At 42.4% G+C, this 17,388-nt stretch carries 12 protein-coding genes; 5 read left to right on the forward strand and 7 right to left on the reverse strand.

Annotated elements, in window-relative coordinates; genetic code table 11:
• Positions 1-14 precede the first annotated feature (14 nt).
• Both gyrB and AAEY97_RS15270 read left to right on the forward strand, forming a co-directional pair.
• Positions 15-2,432 carry a DNA topoisomerase (ATP-hydrolyzing) subunit B gene (gyrB, locus tag AAEY97_RS15265; protein WP_101087365.1) on the forward strand — a complete coding sequence of 806 codons (2,418 nt, stop codon included), beginning with the start codon at positions 15-17 and terminating at the stop codon, positions 2,430-2,432.
• A 100-nt stretch (positions 2,433-2,532) separates the two neighbouring features.
• Positions 2,533-3,585: an HDOD domain-containing protein gene (locus AAEY97_RS15270; protein ID WP_101087366.1), complete on the forward strand. Its 1,053-nt coding sequence runs from the start codon at positions 2,533-2,535 to the stop codon at positions 3,583-3,585.
• A gap of 151 nt (positions 3,586-3,736) precedes the next feature.
• Here AAEY97_RS15270 and glyS read toward each other — a convergent pair whose 3' ends face one another.
• A complete protein-coding gene (gene glyS / locus AAEY97_RS15275; RefSeq protein ID WP_350999769.1) occupies positions 3,737-5,821 on the reverse strand; it encodes a glycine--tRNA ligase subunit beta in 2,085 nt (694 codons plus the stop codon).
• A gap of 9 nt (positions 5,822-5,830) precedes the next feature.
• A complete protein-coding gene (gene glyQ / locus AAEY97_RS15280) occupies positions 5,831-6,736 on the reverse strand; it encodes a glycine--tRNA ligase subunit alpha (RefSeq protein WP_011635499.1) in 906 nt (301 codons plus the stop codon).
• A gap of 112 nt (positions 6,737-6,848) precedes the next feature.
• Here glyQ and AAEY97_RS15285 point away from each other — a divergent pair, with 112 nt between their 5' ends.
• Positions 6,849-7,412 (forward strand): DNA-3-methyladenine glycosylase I, encoded by a 564-nt coding sequence (locus AAEY97_RS15285; protein WP_350999772.1) that lies wholly within the window; start codon positions 6,849-6,851, stop codon positions 7,410-7,412.
• A gap of 61 nt (positions 7,413-7,473) precedes the next feature.
• Here AAEY97_RS15285 and AAEY97_RS15290 read toward each other — a convergent pair whose 3' ends face one another.
• The 5 genes from AAEY97_RS15290 to fadB all read right to left on the reverse strand — a co-directional run bounded on the left by AAEY97_RS15290 (position 7,474) and on the right by fadB (position 15,226).
• On the reverse strand, positions 7,474-10,656 hold the full coding sequence (locus tag AAEY97_RS15290) for an amidohydrolase family protein (protein WP_350999775.1): 3,183 nt from the start codon (positions 10,654-10,656) through the stop codon (positions 7,474-7,476).
• 293 nt (positions 10,657-10,949) lie between these two features.
• Positions 10,950-11,393: an MOSC domain-containing protein gene (locus AAEY97_RS15295; protein WP_059746101.1), complete on the reverse strand. Its 444-nt coding sequence runs from the start codon at positions 11,391-11,393 to the stop codon at positions 10,950-10,952.
• A 3-nt stretch (positions 11,394-11,396) separates the two neighbouring features.
• Positions 11,397-11,642 (reverse strand): sulfurtransferase TusA, encoded by a 246-nt coding sequence (gene tusA, locus AAEY97_RS15300; protein ID WP_011635503.1) that lies wholly within the window; start codon positions 11,640-11,642, stop codon positions 11,397-11,399.
• A gap of 247 nt (positions 11,643-11,889) precedes the next feature.
• The gene (fadA, locus tag AAEY97_RS15305; protein ID WP_101087370.1) at positions 11,890-13,053 is read right to left on the reverse strand and encodes an acetyl-CoA C-acyltransferase FadA; all 1,164 of its coding nucleotides are present in this window, start codon (positions 13,051-13,053) and stop codon (positions 11,890-11,892) included.
• Between the two features lie 22 nt (positions 13,054-13,075).
• The gene (gene fadB / locus AAEY97_RS15310) at positions 13,076-15,226 is read right to left on the reverse strand and encodes a fatty acid oxidation complex subunit alpha FadB (RefSeq protein ID WP_350999778.1); all 2,151 of its coding nucleotides are present in this window, start codon (positions 15,224-15,226) and stop codon (positions 13,076-13,078) included.
• A gap of 235 nt (positions 15,227-15,461) precedes the next feature.
• On the opposite strand from fadB, the gene pepQ reads away from it, so the two are divergent.
• Both pepQ and AAEY97_RS15320 read left to right on the forward strand, forming a co-directional pair.
• Entirely contained in the window at positions 15,462-16,781 is a 1,320-nt protein-coding gene (gene pepQ / locus AAEY97_RS15315; RefSeq protein ID WP_011635506.1) for a Xaa-Pro dipeptidase, read from the forward strand.
• Entirely contained in the window at positions 16,774-17,388 is a 615-nt protein-coding gene (locus AAEY97_RS15320) for a YigZ family protein (RefSeq protein ID WP_350999782.1), read from the forward strand. The genes pepQ and AAEY97_RS15320 overlap by 8 nt, the downstream gene beginning before the upstream one ends.

Here is a 17,388-nt window from a genome sequence, read left to right on the forward strand (position 1 = left end):
AACGAGAGATAAATATGTCAGAGAATAGTTACGATTCTTCGAGTATCAAGGTATTAAAAGGCCTTGATGCAGTCCGTAAGAGACCTGGTATGTACATTGGTGATACTGATGATGGCACAGGTCTTCATCACATGGTATTCGAAGTGGTCGATAACTCTATCGATGAAGCTTTAGCAGGCCATTGTAGTGATATCACCATTAGCATTCATTCAGATGGTTCAGTCTCAGTAAAAGACGATGGTCGTGGTATTCCTGTTTCGATACATGAAGAAGAGGGTATCTCTGCCGCTGAAGTTATTATGACCGTACTTCATGCTGGCGGTAAGTTTGATGATAACTCTTATAAAGTCTCTGGTGGTCTGCACGGTGTGGGTGTTTCGGTCGTTAATGCGTTATCGAAAAAACTACAGTTAACCATTCGTAGAGCAGGTAAAGTCTATGAGCAGTTTTATACTCATGGTGTACCCGATGCGCCTATCAAAGAAATTGGTGATGCGGTTAAAACCGGTACCGAACTCCGCTTTTGGCCAAGTGGTGACACGTTTACCAATGTTGAATTTCATTTTGAAATTTTAGCCAAACGCGTACGTGAACTATCATTCTTAAACTCAGGTGTCGGCATTCGTTTAGTTGACGAGCGCGACGGTAAAGATGAGTTCTTTAAGTATGAAGGCGGTATTAGTGCTTTTGTTGATTACTTAAACCGTAATAAAACGCCGATTAACAAAGATGTTTTCCATTTTTCTCATGAGCGCGAAGATGGTATCACCGTTGAAGTTGCGATGCAGTGGAACGATGGTTATCAAGAGAATATTTTCTGTTTTACTAATAATATTCCTCAGCGTGATGGTGGTACTCACTTAGCCGGTTTCCGTGGCGCTTTAACACGTAACTTGAACAACTACATGGAACGTGAAGGTTTTAACAAAAAAGGCAAAACTAACGCGACAGGTGACGACGCGCGCGAAGGCTTAACTGCGGTTATTTCAGTAAAAGTACCTGATCCAAAGTTTAGCTCGCAAACTAAAGACAAACTTGTGTCTAGTGAAGTGAAAAGCGCTGTTGAACAAACAATGGGTGAGCAGTTAAACGATTATCTATTAGAAAACCCAGCAGATGCTAAATTAATTGTGGGTAAAATTGTTGATGCAGCACGTGCTCGTGAAGCGGCGCGTAAAGCCCGTGAAATGACTCGTCGTAAAGGCGCACTAGATTTAGGTGGTTTGCCAGGTAAGTTAGCTGACTGCCAAGAGAAAGATCCTGGTCTTTCTGAAATATACATAGTGGAAGGGGACTCTGCTGGCGGATCAGCCAAGCAGGGACGTAATCGTAAAAACCAAGCAATTCTTCCACTAAAAGGTAAGATCTTAAACGTAGAAAAAGCGCGTTTTGACAAGATGTTATCTTCACAAGAAGTGGCAACGCTGATTACTGCATTAGGTTGTGGTATTGGCCGCGATGAATACAACCCAGATAAGACTCGTTATCACAACATCATCATCATGACCGATGCTGACGTCGACGGCTCACACATTCGTACTTTGCTGTTGACCTTCTTCTTCCGTCAAATGCCTGAATTGATCCAACGTGGCTATATTTATATTGCTCAACCACCACTTTTCAAAGTGAAAAAAGGTAAGCAAGAACAGTATTTGAAAGATGAGCCAGCATTAACTGAGTATTTAACCACTCAAGCACTCGATGGCACCAATATTTATCCAAGCCCAGGTGCTTTTGGTATGTCTGGTGAGCCATTAGAGCGTTTAGTGGCGCAGTATCGTGAAGTTGAGCGCATTATTAAGCGCTTAGAAAAACGCTACCCAACTAACTTACTTGACCGTATGTTGTATCACCCAGAAGTGACTACAGCAGTGTTAAGTGACGAAGCGCAAATGACTGCATGGTGTAATGGCTTCATTGCAGATCTAGTTGAACGTGAAAGTAGCGGTATTATTTTTACAGCTAATGTAATGCTTGACCCTGAGCGCAAGGTTTACACTCCTAGCGTGACAATCCGCAAGCACGGTATTGATACTAACTATCTATTTGGTTATGACTTCTTCACATCATCTGATTATCAGCGTATCGCTAAGCTAGGTGCTGCATTAGAGGGTATGATTGAAGAAGGTGGTTATGTACAACGTGGCGAACGTGTTAAAGAAGTTGAAAGCTTCTTAGAAGCATTAGATTGGACTATTAGTGAAGCTAAACGCGGCCTATATATTCAACGTTATAAAGGATTGGGTGAAATGAACCCTGAACAATTGTGGGAAACTACAATGGATCCAGAATCACGTCGTATGTTACGCGTTACTATTGAAGATGCAGTTGCTGCTGATCAACTATTTACATGTTTGATGGGTGACCAAGTTGAGCCGCGTCGTGAGTTTATTGAAACTAACGCGCTTAATGTGGCCAACTTAGACGTATAACAAAATTTTAGTGTATAAATGGGTGCCTTTGGCACCCATTTTTGTTTTTAGTGCTATGGTTATAATAGTATTTACTTAACATTTAATAAGGCTATTTACAGTGGTTATTGGTTTCTTTAAAAAATTGTTTAATGTTCGAGACCGCAATGAACAGGCCAAATTCACTGGCATTAGTACTGCAGAGAAACGTCAGCAAACCAAATCCAAAGCACCAGTACCTGCAATAGAGGTTACGCAACATCAAGCAGTTGAATCGCAGTTAGATCTGTCGGCTTTATTTTACAGTTTATTATTTGCAAACCAACAAACTACAACAACAGGAATAGCGAATAATTTAGAGCGAAGCGTGATGCACAATATTGAACTGGCATTAAGCTCACCTCAGTCGATTGCGGAAAATGTATTAAAGCTGCCCAGCAAAATACTCGAGCTAGATAAAAAACTAGCCGACGACAGTATTGAAACCCAAGAACTAATACAACTTATTGAACAAGACCCTCTGTTGTGTGTTGAAGTACTTAAGTTATGTAATTCGCCTGCTTTTAAACGAGCTGAGAATGATGTTAGCAGTATTCAACAAGCGCTAGTACAAGTGGGGCGACAACAATTAAGGCAATTTATTACCGCGAGTTTAGCCCGTGAGTTAATTGATATAAAGCCTATTTATTTTAGACGCTTTGGGGCTGAAATCTGGCGTCATTCTATGCAAGTTGCTTTTTTGGCCAGCGAGTTAGCGAGCCCCGAGCAACGAGACAGCGCTTTTTTAGTGGGCTTACTGCATGATGTAGGTAAAATTGCGATTTTTAAAATGCTGGTGGATGCTTTTTATCAAGCAGAACCTGGAGAGCAGCCTAATTCAATACTATTTAAGCAGGTGATGACCACAAAATCGTTGACCTTAAGTGCACTGTTAGCGCGCTGTTGGCAATTACCACTGCACTTTGAAACGCCGTTAACGTTATTGGCCAATACCAATATTAAACCTACTGATGGCATGACACTGCTTATTTGGAAAGCCAATATTATTAGTGAGTGTTCAATGTTGCAGCAAGTCGACAAATTGCCTCAACCAGCACTAGCCGTGTTGTTAGCTCAGGTTGAGTGTAGTGAAGAAGATTTTATCGTTTTACATCAAAAGCTTATCCAGTTTTAAATTGATATCAATGCGGCTAAGGTGTCTGCCTTAACCTTTTATAGCCCCACGTTGTGGCTGATACTCTTAAGCCATAAAAAGTAAGTCATAAGAAGTAATCCATAAAAAAAGCGCCTTGCGGCGCTTTTATCTCAACTACAGTTAATTTACATTATTGCAGCAACGAAATGTCTGCAACGTGCAAGAACTGCTCACGAAGATTGGTTAATAACGCTAAACGGTTATTTTTCAATGCTTCATCATCTGCCATTACCATCACATCTTCAAAGAACTGATCGACGTTTTCGCGTAAGTCAGCCAATAGCGTTAATGCTTGTTGGTAATCGCCATCAGCAAACAGCGGGGCTAACTGTGGTTGTAATTGTACAAGCTTATCAGCGAGCGCTTTTTCTGCTGGTTCTGTTAATAGAGCTGAATTGATGGTTGCGGGTAATTCGCCTTCAACTTTAGCCAATATATTAGAAACACGTTTATTTGCCGCTGCTAGCGCTGTAGAAGCTTCTAAGCTACGGAAATGCGATACAGCTTTAACACGACTGTCAAAATCAGCAGGTTTGGTTGGACGACGAGCTAGTACCGCTAAAATAACGTCAACTTGAATGCCTTTATCTTGGTACCAAGCGCGGAAACGAGCGAGAAGAAACTCAAGTACATCTTCACTAGTATTAGTGTTAGTGATATTAGTCGCATGTAAAGCTTGTGCTTTAGCAATTAACTCTACCAAGTCCAGAGGCAGTTTGTTTTCTACGATAACGCGCAAAATACCAATGGCTGCACGGCGAAGTGCAAATGGGTCGGCCGCACCTTTTGGTGCTTGGCCAATGCCAAAAATACCCACTAGCGTATCTAACTTTTCAGCTAGTGCAACCGCACACGATACTGTAGCCGTTGGTACTGTATCACCAGAAAATTTAGGTTTGTACTGCTCTTCAAGTGCGATAGCAACAGCTTCTGTTTCGCCATCTAAGCGGGCGTAGTGCATGCCCATAGTGCCTTGAGTATCAGTAAATTCCATGACCATGTTGGTCATAAGGTCTGCTTTAGACAATAAACCGGCGCGACTAGCATCTACATTGTTGGTCTCAACACCGTTGTTGTTCATTTGCGTCGCAATGAAACCTGCAAGTTCCGAAATACGTTCAACACGCGCTTTCAATGTGCCTAATTGTTTTTGAAACACCACGGTTTCTAAGCTGGCAATACGAGATGCTAATGTTTGCTTTTTATCGGTGTTAAAGAAAAACTCCGCATCAGCAAGACGTGGGCGAACCACTTTTTCGTTGCCTGAAATAATCTGCTGCGGATCTTTAGATTCGATATTAGTAACAAAGATAAAGTTAGGCAATAATTTGCCGGCTTTATCAAATACTGGGAAGTATTTTTGATCACCTTTCATGGTGTAAACTAAGGCTTCTGAAGGCACATTTAAAAACTTTTCTTCAAAGCTAGCTGTTAACACTATTGGCCATTCAACCAGTGAAGCCACTTCTTCAAGTAGTCCATCTTGAATATCGGCAATACCACCTAATTTTGCTGCAGCTGCTTCAGCATCAGCTTTGATTAGCGATTTACGTAATTCATAATCTGCTAGGACTTTACCTTGCTCTTTTAGCGCGGCTAAATAATTGTCGGCATGATCTAACTCAAAGCTGGCTTTACCCATAAAGCGGTGGCCACGAATAATGCGGTCAGATTTAATACCAAGCAATTCACCTGCAACTAATTCGCTACCTAATAGCATAGTCACCGTGTGAACCGGGCGAATAAACTGAGTTTTGTTGTTACCCCAACGCATTGGCTTAGGGATTGGTAACTTATCTAGTGCGCGTTGTGCCATGTCAGCTATTAAGCTTTTAGTTTCAACGCCAACCACTTTAGCTTGATGGACTAACCATTCACCTTTATCGGTGACTAATCGCTCTGCTTGCTCAACCGTAATACCGTTACCACGAGCCCAGCCTTGTGCTGCTTTAGTTGGGTTACCGTCGGCATCAAATGCCGAGCTAATTGCGGGGCCGCGTTTTTCAACGACTTTATCAGCTTGTGCTAATGCAAGACCCAACACATTAATCGCTAAACGGCGAGGGGCGGCATACCAAACTGCAGACTCAAAAGGTAAATCAGCTTTAGTTAATTCATCTGTAAAGCTCGTTAAAAATGATTCAGCTAACGTGCGCAGCGCTTTTGGTGGTAATTCTTCGGTACCCACTTCAATGAGTAAGTTTTCAAAATTCATTCGTTACCTCTACTTACACATTGGGAAGCCAAGAGCTTCACGTGCTTGATAATAAGATTCTGCAACACCTTTTGCCATAGTACGAACGCGAAGGATATAACGCTGACGTTCAGTGACTGATATAGCATGGCGAGCATCAAGTAAGTTAAAAGCGTGTGATGCTTTCATTACTTGCTCGTAAGCAGGTAGTGGTAATGGCTTTTCTAGTGATAATAAGTGCATGCACATCTTTTCACATTGATCGAATAGGGTGAACATAAAATCGACATCGGCATGTTCGAAGTTATAGGTAGACTGTTCTACTTCGTTCTGATGGAAAATGTCACCATAAGTGACACGACCAAGTGGTCCGTCAGTCCAAACAAGATCGTATACGCTATCCACTTCTTGAATGTACATGGCTAAACGCTCAAGCCCGTAAGTGATTTCACCTGTAACAGGGCTACATTCAATTCCGCCAACTTGTTGGAAGTAGGTGAACTGAGTCACTTCCATACCATTAAGCCAAATTTCCCAACCCAAACCCCAAGCACCTAATGTTGGCGACTCCCAGTTATCTTCAACAAAACGAATATCATGTACTTTGGTGTCGATGCCAAGTGCTTCAAGTGAGCCCAAATATAGCTCTTGAATATTATCTGGAGATGGCTTTAGCACTACTTGAAATTGGTAGTAATGTTGCAGGCGGTTTGGGTTTTCACCATAACGTCCATCAGTAGGACGGCGAGACGGTTGCACGTATGCACTGCTCATTGGCTCCGGGCCTAATGAACGTAAGAACGTCTGCGGGTGGAAAGTACCAGCGCCAACTTCCATATCTAGAGGTTGAACAATTGCGCAACCTTGCTGCGCCCAATATTCCTGAAGGGTTAGGATGAAACCCTGAAATGTCTTTACGTCGTGTTTCGTCGTCATGTCTACTACTGTCAGGCTATTAATAGAAAATGTTAATGATTATACCTTGTAGAGCAAGGCAGATGTAGGTTATTTTTTAACGTACTACTAAAAACGTTAATGGAACCATACCATGCAAGTTAACCGATGTGGCTGGGTAAGTGAAGACCCTTTATATCAGCATTACCACGATACAGTATGGGGACGTCCTGAGTTTGATGCCAAACAGCTTTTTGCTAAGCTTTGTCTTGATGGTCAACAAGCTGGATTATCTTGGATTACGATTCTTAAAAAGCAACAAAACTACCAACAACTTTTTGCTAATTTTGAGCCGAGTATTATTGCTCAGTACGATCAAGCTAAAGTGGAAGCGTTAATGCTTGAACCAGGTATTGTACGTAATCGTCTTAAAATAAACTCGATCATCAGAAATGCTAAAGCTTATTTAGCATTTGTGGAGCAGGGTGATGATTTCTCTAAGTTTTTATGGAGTTTTGTCGGCGGTGAACCGAGAGCAAATAACTTCAGTTCATCAAACCAAGTTCCTGCACAAACACCAGAATCTGAAGCGATGTCTAAAGCGTTAAAAAAGCTTGGTTTTAACTTTGTTGGCCCAACAATTTGTTATGCCTTTATGCAAGCGGTAGGTATGGTGAATGACCACACGACTGACTGTCATTGTTACGGCCAGTATTGATATTTATATAAAAAAAGGGTGTTCCACGCGGAACACCCTTTTTATTGGATTAATTTAATCGTTAGATTTTTTCAAAGAAAAAAGGCTTACGTTTATGTTTATCACCATTGAGTTGATTCATGGTTTCTGAATTAAACAGCTTACCATTAACCATAGTGTAAGTGACTTTATCCGTCGTTCTGATATCGGCTAATGGATCGCCATCAATCACTATTAAGTCAGCCAATTTACCCACTTTAATAGAACCTAGTTGATGGTCCATACCAAAGGTTGTCGCCGGATTGATTGTTGCGGTTTTTAAGACTTCCATATTACTCATGCCGCCTTGAGCAAACATCCACATTTCCCAATGTGCAGCTAATCCTTCTCGTTGACCATGAGCACCAATATTAGGTTTAACGCCGATGTTGTTTAACTCATTGGCTACGCGGGCAACATTAAAGTGGTTGTAATGTTCATCTGGCGCGGTAGTGCGGCGCATTGAACGGGCATCAAGAATATCATGCGGAACATACATGCTTAGACGAGGGTGAGCCCAAACGTCAGTTTTGTCATACCAGTAATGCTCGCCAGAAATACCACCATAAGCGACAACTAAGGTCGGTGTATAGTGTACTTCAGTTTGGCTCCAGAATTGTTTGATGTCATTGTATATAGACGCTGCTGGTAACGAATGTTCTACCGTGGTGTGGCCATCCGCTATCATCGATAAATTGTGTTGCAGCAAACTGCCACCTTCAGGTACTACCATCATTTCGAGCTCTCGTGCAGCAGCAATAATTTGCTGGCGTTGATCCCGGCGAGGTTGGTTGTAACTCTTAACACTAAATGCACCGACTTTTTTAAGACGCTCTAAGTGGAACTTTGCATCATCAAGTGAATCTACATGCGAGGTATAGCCTGGTAAGTTGGCTCCGTATAAAATAGTCCCCGTTGAGAAAATACGAGGGCCAACAATATTGCCTGCTTTTTGTTGTTCAGAAGCAGCAAAAATTTCGGTAGTGTCATTCGATGGGTCATGAATAGCCGTTACCCCAAGTGACAGCCCAGAATATAAGGCCCAGTTTTGTTGTGGAATAATTTCATCATCCGCTTGTCCGCCGTGGGCGTGAGCATCAAATAAGCCCGGCATAATGCTTTTACCACTAATATCGATAATCTGGGCATTTTTTGGGATCACCGTATTGGCATCACCGACTGTGACAATTTTATTGTCTTTAACGATAACAACACCATTATCTATCACCTGATCATTTTCCATGGTTATCACTTTACCGCCAGTAAACACTACTGTTCCACGTGGAACATCGGCTTTATCTTTAAAGCCAATAGAGGTTATTTTTGGATCGACCTTGGTTTCTGCTTTTACATATTGAGTGTCTACATCGGCTTGATATAAATCAGGGCCCAATGTCCAATACAGTTGGTTATTTTGACCGTTCCAGCTAATGCTTTCACCTGCACGAGCACTCAGTTGAGTAATGGGTAAGTTGGTTGCTTTAGGCCCAATCGCAATGGTTTCACCGTGTTTAGCAAAAGGAGTGACGTACACTCTAAAACGCTCAGCAAAAGCCAAGTGCTCACCGTTTGGTGATAAACGAAACTCGGTAGCATGGTCGCTAGTATAATGGGTACGCTTTTCAAAACCGTTCATGCCGATTGATGCAAACTCTGGTGTCTCACCTGAATCCATAAAGTAAACTCGGTCTGAGTCGTCACCGAATTGTGGCTGATGGCCACTGGCGGTTAGTTTAGTGCTTTGCTTTCCTTTGATATCGACTTTATATAAACCCGGTTCTTGTGACCAAGTTCGTGGTGTCATGTATCCGCCGCGAGCCTTTCGATAAACAACATATTCGCCATCAGGCGAAAAGGTTGGCTCGACATATTTGCCAGGCTCGTTGGTCAACACCTTGGCTTTACCTCCTCTGGCGCTAACCACACTGACGGTGCCTTGTTGTTGGTCGTTCCAAGTGGTGAATACGATGTCTTTACCGTCACGTGACCACTGTGGAAACAGCTCATTGATGTCATCATCTAAACGGGTTAATCGTTTCTGTTTACCATCTTTAATATCACGAATCCAAATTTTACCTAAGGCTTCAAATACTACTTTTTCGCCGTCAGGTGACACTTGTGCCATACGCAGCATTTTTACATCAAATTCATCTTGATCTAAGTTTTGAGTAAAGCGGACCGATGGTTGAATATCTCTTTGAGATTTAACACTGAATGGAATGTCAGATATTTTTTTACTGTCGACATCAAGTTTATTAATTTTACCTTTAGCCCAAAATACGATGTGCTTATTGTCTTTGGTCCAAGACATTGTTGGATACACGCCATGAATTGCCCATGTTTCTTGCATATCACGATCGAGTTTGTCATACAGCTTAGTTTCTTCACCAGACTTTAAATCCAGTGAATATAGTGTCGATTGGAATCCATCGCGTTTGATGTAAGCAAGCGTTTTGCCATCAGGGCTTGGTGTTGGGCGGATAGCACCACCAGTTCCTTCAATTAATACTTCGATATCTCCCGTTTGGGTGTCATAGCGCTTAATTTTATAAATACCTTTGACCGAATCTTTTGAGTAATGAAAGGTCTTGCCTGGGGTCGCATCTTGGCTAAAGTAGATATAGCGTCCATCTGGCGAGTAGGCAGGTTCACCCAAATCTTTTTGTTCGTTAGGGCGCTCTGTTAGTTTAACGCCTTCGCCACCAGCAACGTGAAACATCCACACTTCACCCGCTCCGAGGCTGCGGGTGCCGGTAAAATGTTTACGTGCTACTAGGTATTGTGAATCAGGACTCCAGGCCGGGCTGTTGAGTAAACGAAATGTTTCAGTAGTGATAGCGTGTGGATTGGTACCATCGGCATTCATTATCCAGATATTGTCGCCACCATCTTCATCAGAGGTGAAAGCTATATACTTACCGTCAGGGCTATATACTGGCTGCATTTGCCAAGCGATACCTTGTGCCAGTGGTTTGGCTTCGCCTCCTGCTATCGGTATTTGATAAATATCACCTAATAAATCAAATACAATGTGTTCACCATCTGGCGATACATTGACGTTCATCCATGTGCCTTCGGTTACATTGATATCAATTTTACTTAATGGCGCATTTTCTGGAGCATTTACGTGCCATTTTACTTTGTCATCTTCGGCATAGGCAAAGCTAGATATACCTAGAGTAAGTGCCATTGCGGTGTAAAGTGGAGTGAGTTTTTGAGTCAACATAGAGTAGATTATCCGTTGTCGTTTTTATTTTCAGTGGATTTAATCAAGCCCAATACCCGTTTAGGAAATATCATTTTGCATGATTAGATGACCTAAAGAGTATTTGGCTTTACTGCGTTTGTCGGTTTGAATAGTTCCTTTATCGCATAAATTACCGATAAGGTGTACAACAAATCTGTATCAATTAATGACAGACGTTAACACATATGTCTGTTATCGATTAATAGACAATGAGTGCTATAGCGTTAGATTTTATTATGGAAGGCTTAAACGAAAATGATTTATCGGTTTTACTAATCTATTTTTACTGAGTCATCTAGTTGTATTAATCCAGTTTGAATCACGCGGCAGGTGACTCCGCCACGCCAGTCGGGCGTTAATGCCTGCTCTAGACCTGAATATGCTTGTTGCATTTTCTTACATGGATCGGTTTCACCTGTGATTTGTAGTTTAAGCTCAGTACCTATGGTGATCGTTTTACCGACATCTGCTGCGCTAAATTCATAGCCGCTGATCAATAAATTAGCTCTTCGAGTTAACCAGTCTAAATCGGCATTAATTTTTTGGCAGGCTGTGTGCCACTGCTGTTTAGACATGACTGTTACTTGACGTTTTCCTGGTCTGCCAAAAATATCGTTTTCGACGCCTCGCTCTAAGGTCACATTGGCACAAAAGGCTGACTTCATTATGCCGCGTTTTGCTGTTTTATACGCGATAGCTTCCAATGTGATGGTCATTCATTACAGTCCTTTTTTGAGTAAATAGTGGTAAGGAGTCTTGCTGATATCACTGGCAATTAACGTGTGATCCATAAATTCACAAAAACTTGGAATATCACGAGTGGTGGCGGGATCATCTGCAATGACTAATAAGGTTTCACCTTCTGCCATTTTGCGTACTGTTTTTCGAATCATCATTACAGGTTCTGGGCATCGAAGACCAAGAGCATCGAGTTGGTGTTGTGCTTGGGTATAAATATCGTTCATGAAATGCTGTCTATGTTTACCTATCGAATTAGCGCTAATGTTACTCTTGTCATTTAAGCTTGCCAAGTTTGCTTGGTTTTAAAGTTATATTGAGTTTTTTTATTATTTTTTAATTTTCATAAAACATGTTTCACGTGGAACATTAGCCAAAGTAGGAAAATTTTAAAATAAAAAAAACGAGCCAATTTGGCTCGTTTGTACAACTCACTTGATACAACTGAAAAGTATCAGCTTGGTATGAGAACGATTAAACGCGTTCGAATACAGTTGCGATACCTTGACCTAAACCGATACACATAGTGGCAAGACCAAGCGTTGCATCTTTTTCTTCCATCAAGTTGATCAGTGTTGTCGAGATACGTGCGCCAGAACAACCTAGTGGGTGACCCAATGCAATTGCGCCACCGTTAAGGTTAATCTTTTCATCGACAACATCTTGTAAGCCAAGATCTTTAACACAAGGTAATGATTGTGCCGCGAACGCTTCGTTTAATTCGATAAGGTCTAAATCGGCAACAGATAAGCCAGCGCGTGCTAATGCTTTTTTGGTTGCTGGTACTGGACCATAACCCATAATTGCAGGATCACAACCGGCAACGGCCATTGAACGAATACGTGCGCGGATGGTTAAACCTAAAGCGCGAGCTTTAGATTCTTCCATCACCAACATTGCAGAAGCACCGTCTGATAATGCAGATGATGTACCAGCAGTCACAGTACCGTTAACAGGGTCGAATGCTGGACGTAAACCGGCAAGTGACTCTAGTGTTGTTTCTGGACGGATAACTTCGTCAGTCATCACTTTGATCAGTGCGCCATTTACATCGTGGCCTTCAATGCCCCAAATCTCTTTGGCAAAACGACCTTCGATAGTTGCTGCATGTGCACGTTGATGAGAACGTACCGCAAATGCATCTTGTTGTTCGCGAGTAATACCGTGCATTTTACCTAACATTTCAGCGGTTAAGCCCATCATGCCAGATGCTTTAGCTACGCGGTTTGCCAAACCAGGGTGAAAATCAACCCCGTGGTTCATTGGTACGTGACCCATGTGCTCAACACCACCAATAATAAAGGTGTCGCCTTGGCCAGTCATAATGGCACGAGCCGCTTGATGAAGGGCGTCCATTGACGAACCACATAAACGGTTTACCGTTACTGCGCCAGCCGATTTAGGAATGCCAGCTAACAATGATGCATTACGGGCAATGTTAAAACCTTGCTCTAGTGTTTGCTGCACACAACCCCAAATCACATCTTCAATGTCGTTAGGGTCTAATTGTGGATTGCGCAACATCAGTGCTTTCATTAATTCTGCAGACAATGTTTCTGCACGTACATTTCTAAATACCCCAGCCTTAGAACGGCCCATTGGGGTACGAATGCAGTCTACGATAACAGCTTGTTTCATGATTTAATTCCTTTCCCACTAATTAGGCTTGGTAGTAACTACCGTTGTTGGCTGCAAGTGCACGCATTGCATCAGTAACTTGATATAAGCCACCAAGATGTGCGTATTTGTCTGCTAGGGCAACAAAGTTTGCTACGCCCATGGTGTCTAAGTAACGGAATACACCGCCACGGAATGGAGGGAAACCAATACCGTAAACTAGACCCATGTCGCCTTCAGCAGGTGATGCAATAATGCTTTCTTCTAAACAACGAACCGTTTCGATGATCATCGGGATCATACAGCGAGCGATGATGTCATCAGACTCGAATGCTTTCAATTCACCAAACTCAGCGCTTAATAATTCATAGCTAGTTGGATCAATGTCTTTTTTCGGCTTACCACGACGGTCAACTGAATAGGCATAGAATCCTTTAGTGTTCTTCTGACCTAGACGTTTGTTTTCAAACATAATGTCGATAGCGTCTTTGCCATTTTTACCCATGCGGTCTGGGAAACCTTCAGCCATTACTGCTTGGGCGTGGTGACCGGTATCTAAACCGACTACGTCAAGTAAGTAGGCTGGGCCCATTGGCCAACCGAACTGCTTTTCCATGACTTTATCGACAGCGGCAAAGTCAGCACCTTCAGCAAGTAGACCACTGAAGCCAGCAAAGTATGGAAACAATACACGGTTAACAAAGAAGCCTGGGCAATCATTCACTACGATTGGGGTTTTACCCATTTTGCTGGCGTAAGCCACTACCGTTGCGATGGTTTCTTCAGAGCTGTGCTCACCACGGATAATTTCAACTAATGGCATTTTGTGCACAGGGTTAAAGAAGTGCATACCGCAGAAACGTTCAGGTTTCTTAAGGCTTTTAGCCAGTAAGTTGATTGAGATAGTCGAGGTATTTGATGCAATAATGGCATCTTCTGATACGTAACCTTCTACTTCAGCTAGTACAGTAGCCTTAACTTTTGGATGTTCAACAACCGCTTCTACAACGATGTCGCTATTTTTGATAGCGGCATAATCTAGAGAAGGGGTGATGTTGTTTAATATTTTAGCCATTTTTTCTGGCGTAGAGCGACCGCGCGCAACTTGTGTTGTCAGAATTTTAGCCGCTTCGTTCAAGCCTAACTCTAATGCTGGCTGAGCGATGTCTTTCATTACAATTGGTGTGCCTTTGCTGGCGCTTTGGTAAGCAATGCCGCCGCCCATAATACCTGCACCTAATACTGCTGCTTGGTTAACATCTTTAGCGAGTTTACCGGCTTTCTTTGCTTTACCTTTAACGAACTGGTCATTTAAGAAAATACCAATTAGCGCTTGGGCGACATCTGTTTTAGCTAATTTAATGAAAGCTTGTGCTTCTACTTTTAATGCGCCATCACGATCCAAACCAGCTGCTTGTTCAACAACATTCACAGCGGCCATTGGCGCTGGATAATGCTTGCCTGCAACTGAGAACACCATCCCTTTTGCGGTTGCAAAAGACATCATGGCTTCAAGTTTTGGTAACTGTAATGGTGATTGCTTTTTGGTGCGACGAGCTTGCCAATCAAGATTACCATTAAGGGCATCATGCAACATTTGAATCGCAGCAGCTTCTAGGTTTTCTGGTGCGACAACGGCATCAATAGCGCCTACTTTTAACGCATCTTCTGGGCGTTGGTCTTTAGCTGTGGTAATCCACTCAAGTGCATTATCTGCACCGATTACTCGAGGTAAACGCACAGTGCCACCAAAACCAGGAATAAGACCTAATTTGGTTTCTGGTAAACCGATGCGAGCATTGGTATCAGCAACGCGTAAGTCAGTCGCTAAAATGGTTTCGCAACCACCGCCTAACGCAAAACCGTTAATTGCTGATGCTGTCGGAAACGGCAAGTCTTCTAGCTTATTGAATACTGCGTTGGCTTGTTCAACCCAAGCTAGCAACGTGGCATCGTCTTGCTGAAATAGCGTTAAGAATTCGGTAATGTCTGCGCCAACAATAAAGGTGCTTTTTGCTGATGTCAGCAGCAAGGCTTTAATATTGGTATTTTGTTTGATGCTGTCTAGGGCGGCATCAAGAGAGGCTATTGTTTCTCTGTCGAATTTATTTACCGAACCTTGTGCGTTAAAACACAGTTTGGCAATATTATCTTCAAGTAACTCAACCTGAATGGTAGGGCTTTGGTAGATCATTGCTTGCTTCCTTATTGCTTAAAAGCGACTTCCACATCTTATTTACTGTGCAGTTATCAAGCTTGAATCACAGCGGTTTCGGCCATCTATTGACCAGCTAATTCTCAGTGTGCGACTAAATGAGATAAATTACAACACCCAATTTAAACGGCCGTTTAATTTTTTATCATCTAGCGAGGTCTTTTTTTGTTTGTGATAGACTTATTGGGTTAAAACTCATGCAAAGGGATAGTCAATGGATCAGTTAGCACATCTGTATCATGCGCACATGGCGGAATTAAATCGCCGAGTAGGCGAAATTTGTCAGCGTGAAAATCTTTCGGGTTTAGTGATTCACTCGGGACAACCTCATCGACAGTTTTTAGATGACCTTAACTATCCCTTTAAAGTGAACCCGCAATTTAAAGCGTGGTTACCTATTTTAGATACGCCAAATTGTTGGGTTATCGCTAATGGTCAAGATAAGCCTACTTTAGTGTTTTATCGCCCAGTTGATTTTTGGCATAAGGTGAATGATGTACCGCAAGCCTTCTGGACTGAGCATTTTGATATTCAATTACTGACCAAGCCAGATCGAATTGCTGATTTTTTACCTAAAGACTTAGCCTCGTGGGCGTATATTGGTGAACACTTAGATGTGGCTGATGTATTGGGCTTTGCGGCTCGTAACCCTGATGCAGTAATGAACTATCTACATTATCATCGTGCAGACAAAACTCAGTATGAACTTGAGTGCATGCGCAGAGCGAACCAAATTGCGGTAAAAGGACATTTGGCTGCCAAAAATGCGTTTTATGATGGTGCCAGTGAGTTTGAAATTCAGCAACGTTATTTGCTCGAAATTGGCCAAGGCGAAAATGAAGTGCCTTACGGCAATATCGTGGCATTAAATCAAAATGCCGCTATTTTACATTACACCGCTTTAGAACATGTTAAGCCTGCGCAGCGTTTATCTTTTTTGATTGATGCTGGGGCCAGTTATCATGGCTATGCCGCAGATATTACCCGTACTTACTCATTCGAGAAAAATCGTTTTTACGAATTAATCGTCGCATTGGATAAAGTGCAATTAGCCATTATTGAGCAGATGAAGCCAGGGGTTAAGTACGTCGACCTGCACATCGCGACACACCATTATATAGGTCAGTTACTGATTGATTTTGGCTTGGCTAATGGCACTGCTGAACAGTTAGTTGCCCAAGGCGTAACGAGTGCCTTTTTCCCGCATGGGTTAGGGCATATGTTGGGGTTACAAGTTCATGATATGGGCGGTTATTCCCACGATGAGCGCGGAACCCATATTGCTGCACCTGAGGCGCATCCTTTTTTACGCTGTACAAGAGTATTAGCCGCTAATCAGGTACTGACTATTGAGCCAGGCCTTTATATTATCGATACCTTACTTAATCAGTTATCTGCTACCGCTAAGCAAGCTATTAATTGGACTACGGTTGATGAGATGCGTCCATTTGGAGGCATTCGCATTGAAGATAACGTCATTGTGCATCAAGACCGAGTAGAAAATATGACGAGAGAGTTTGGTCTAGTTGATTGAGTCATATTTAATACCGCAAGCTAACGTACTGATAGAAGAAGAGATAAAGCATAGCCGCTTTATCTCTTTGTTATTTCATTGCCCACATCCTAATGATATGAAGTTAGCGCTTACTGACGTAAAGCAGCAATATCCAGGAGCCAACCATTATTGTTATGCGTTTGTAGCCGGCAGCCCAGAAAATACCATTGATATGGGCGCTAGCGATGATGGCGAACCGTCAGGTAGCGCCGGCAAACCCATGTTAGCATGCTTACAAGGCGCAAATATTGGTGAGCTAGGGGTTATTGTAGTGCGTTATTTTGGTGGCACTAAATTGGGTGTGGGCGGTTTAGTGCGTGCTTATACTTCGGGTATAAAGCAAGGGTTAACGCAAATACAGACTCAGGTTAAGCATTTAAGGTATCCTGCACGCTTAGTATGTCATTATGCTCAACTCACCGATGTTGAATATATAATTGCTCAATATGATGGTGTGGTGATGGATAAAGAGTTTACCGAAAAAGTTGAAATACACTTTGAACTGGCTAAATCGCACCATCAGGCTTTTAATCAAGCATTAGCGACCCAGACGCAGGGTCAGCTACAAGTAAAGTTTACTGTTTGA

This window comes from Shewanella sp. TB7-MNA-CIBAN-0143, assembly GCF_040310065.1.
GTDB lineage: Bacteria > Pseudomonadota > Gammaproteobacteria > Enterobacterales > Shewanellaceae > Shewanella.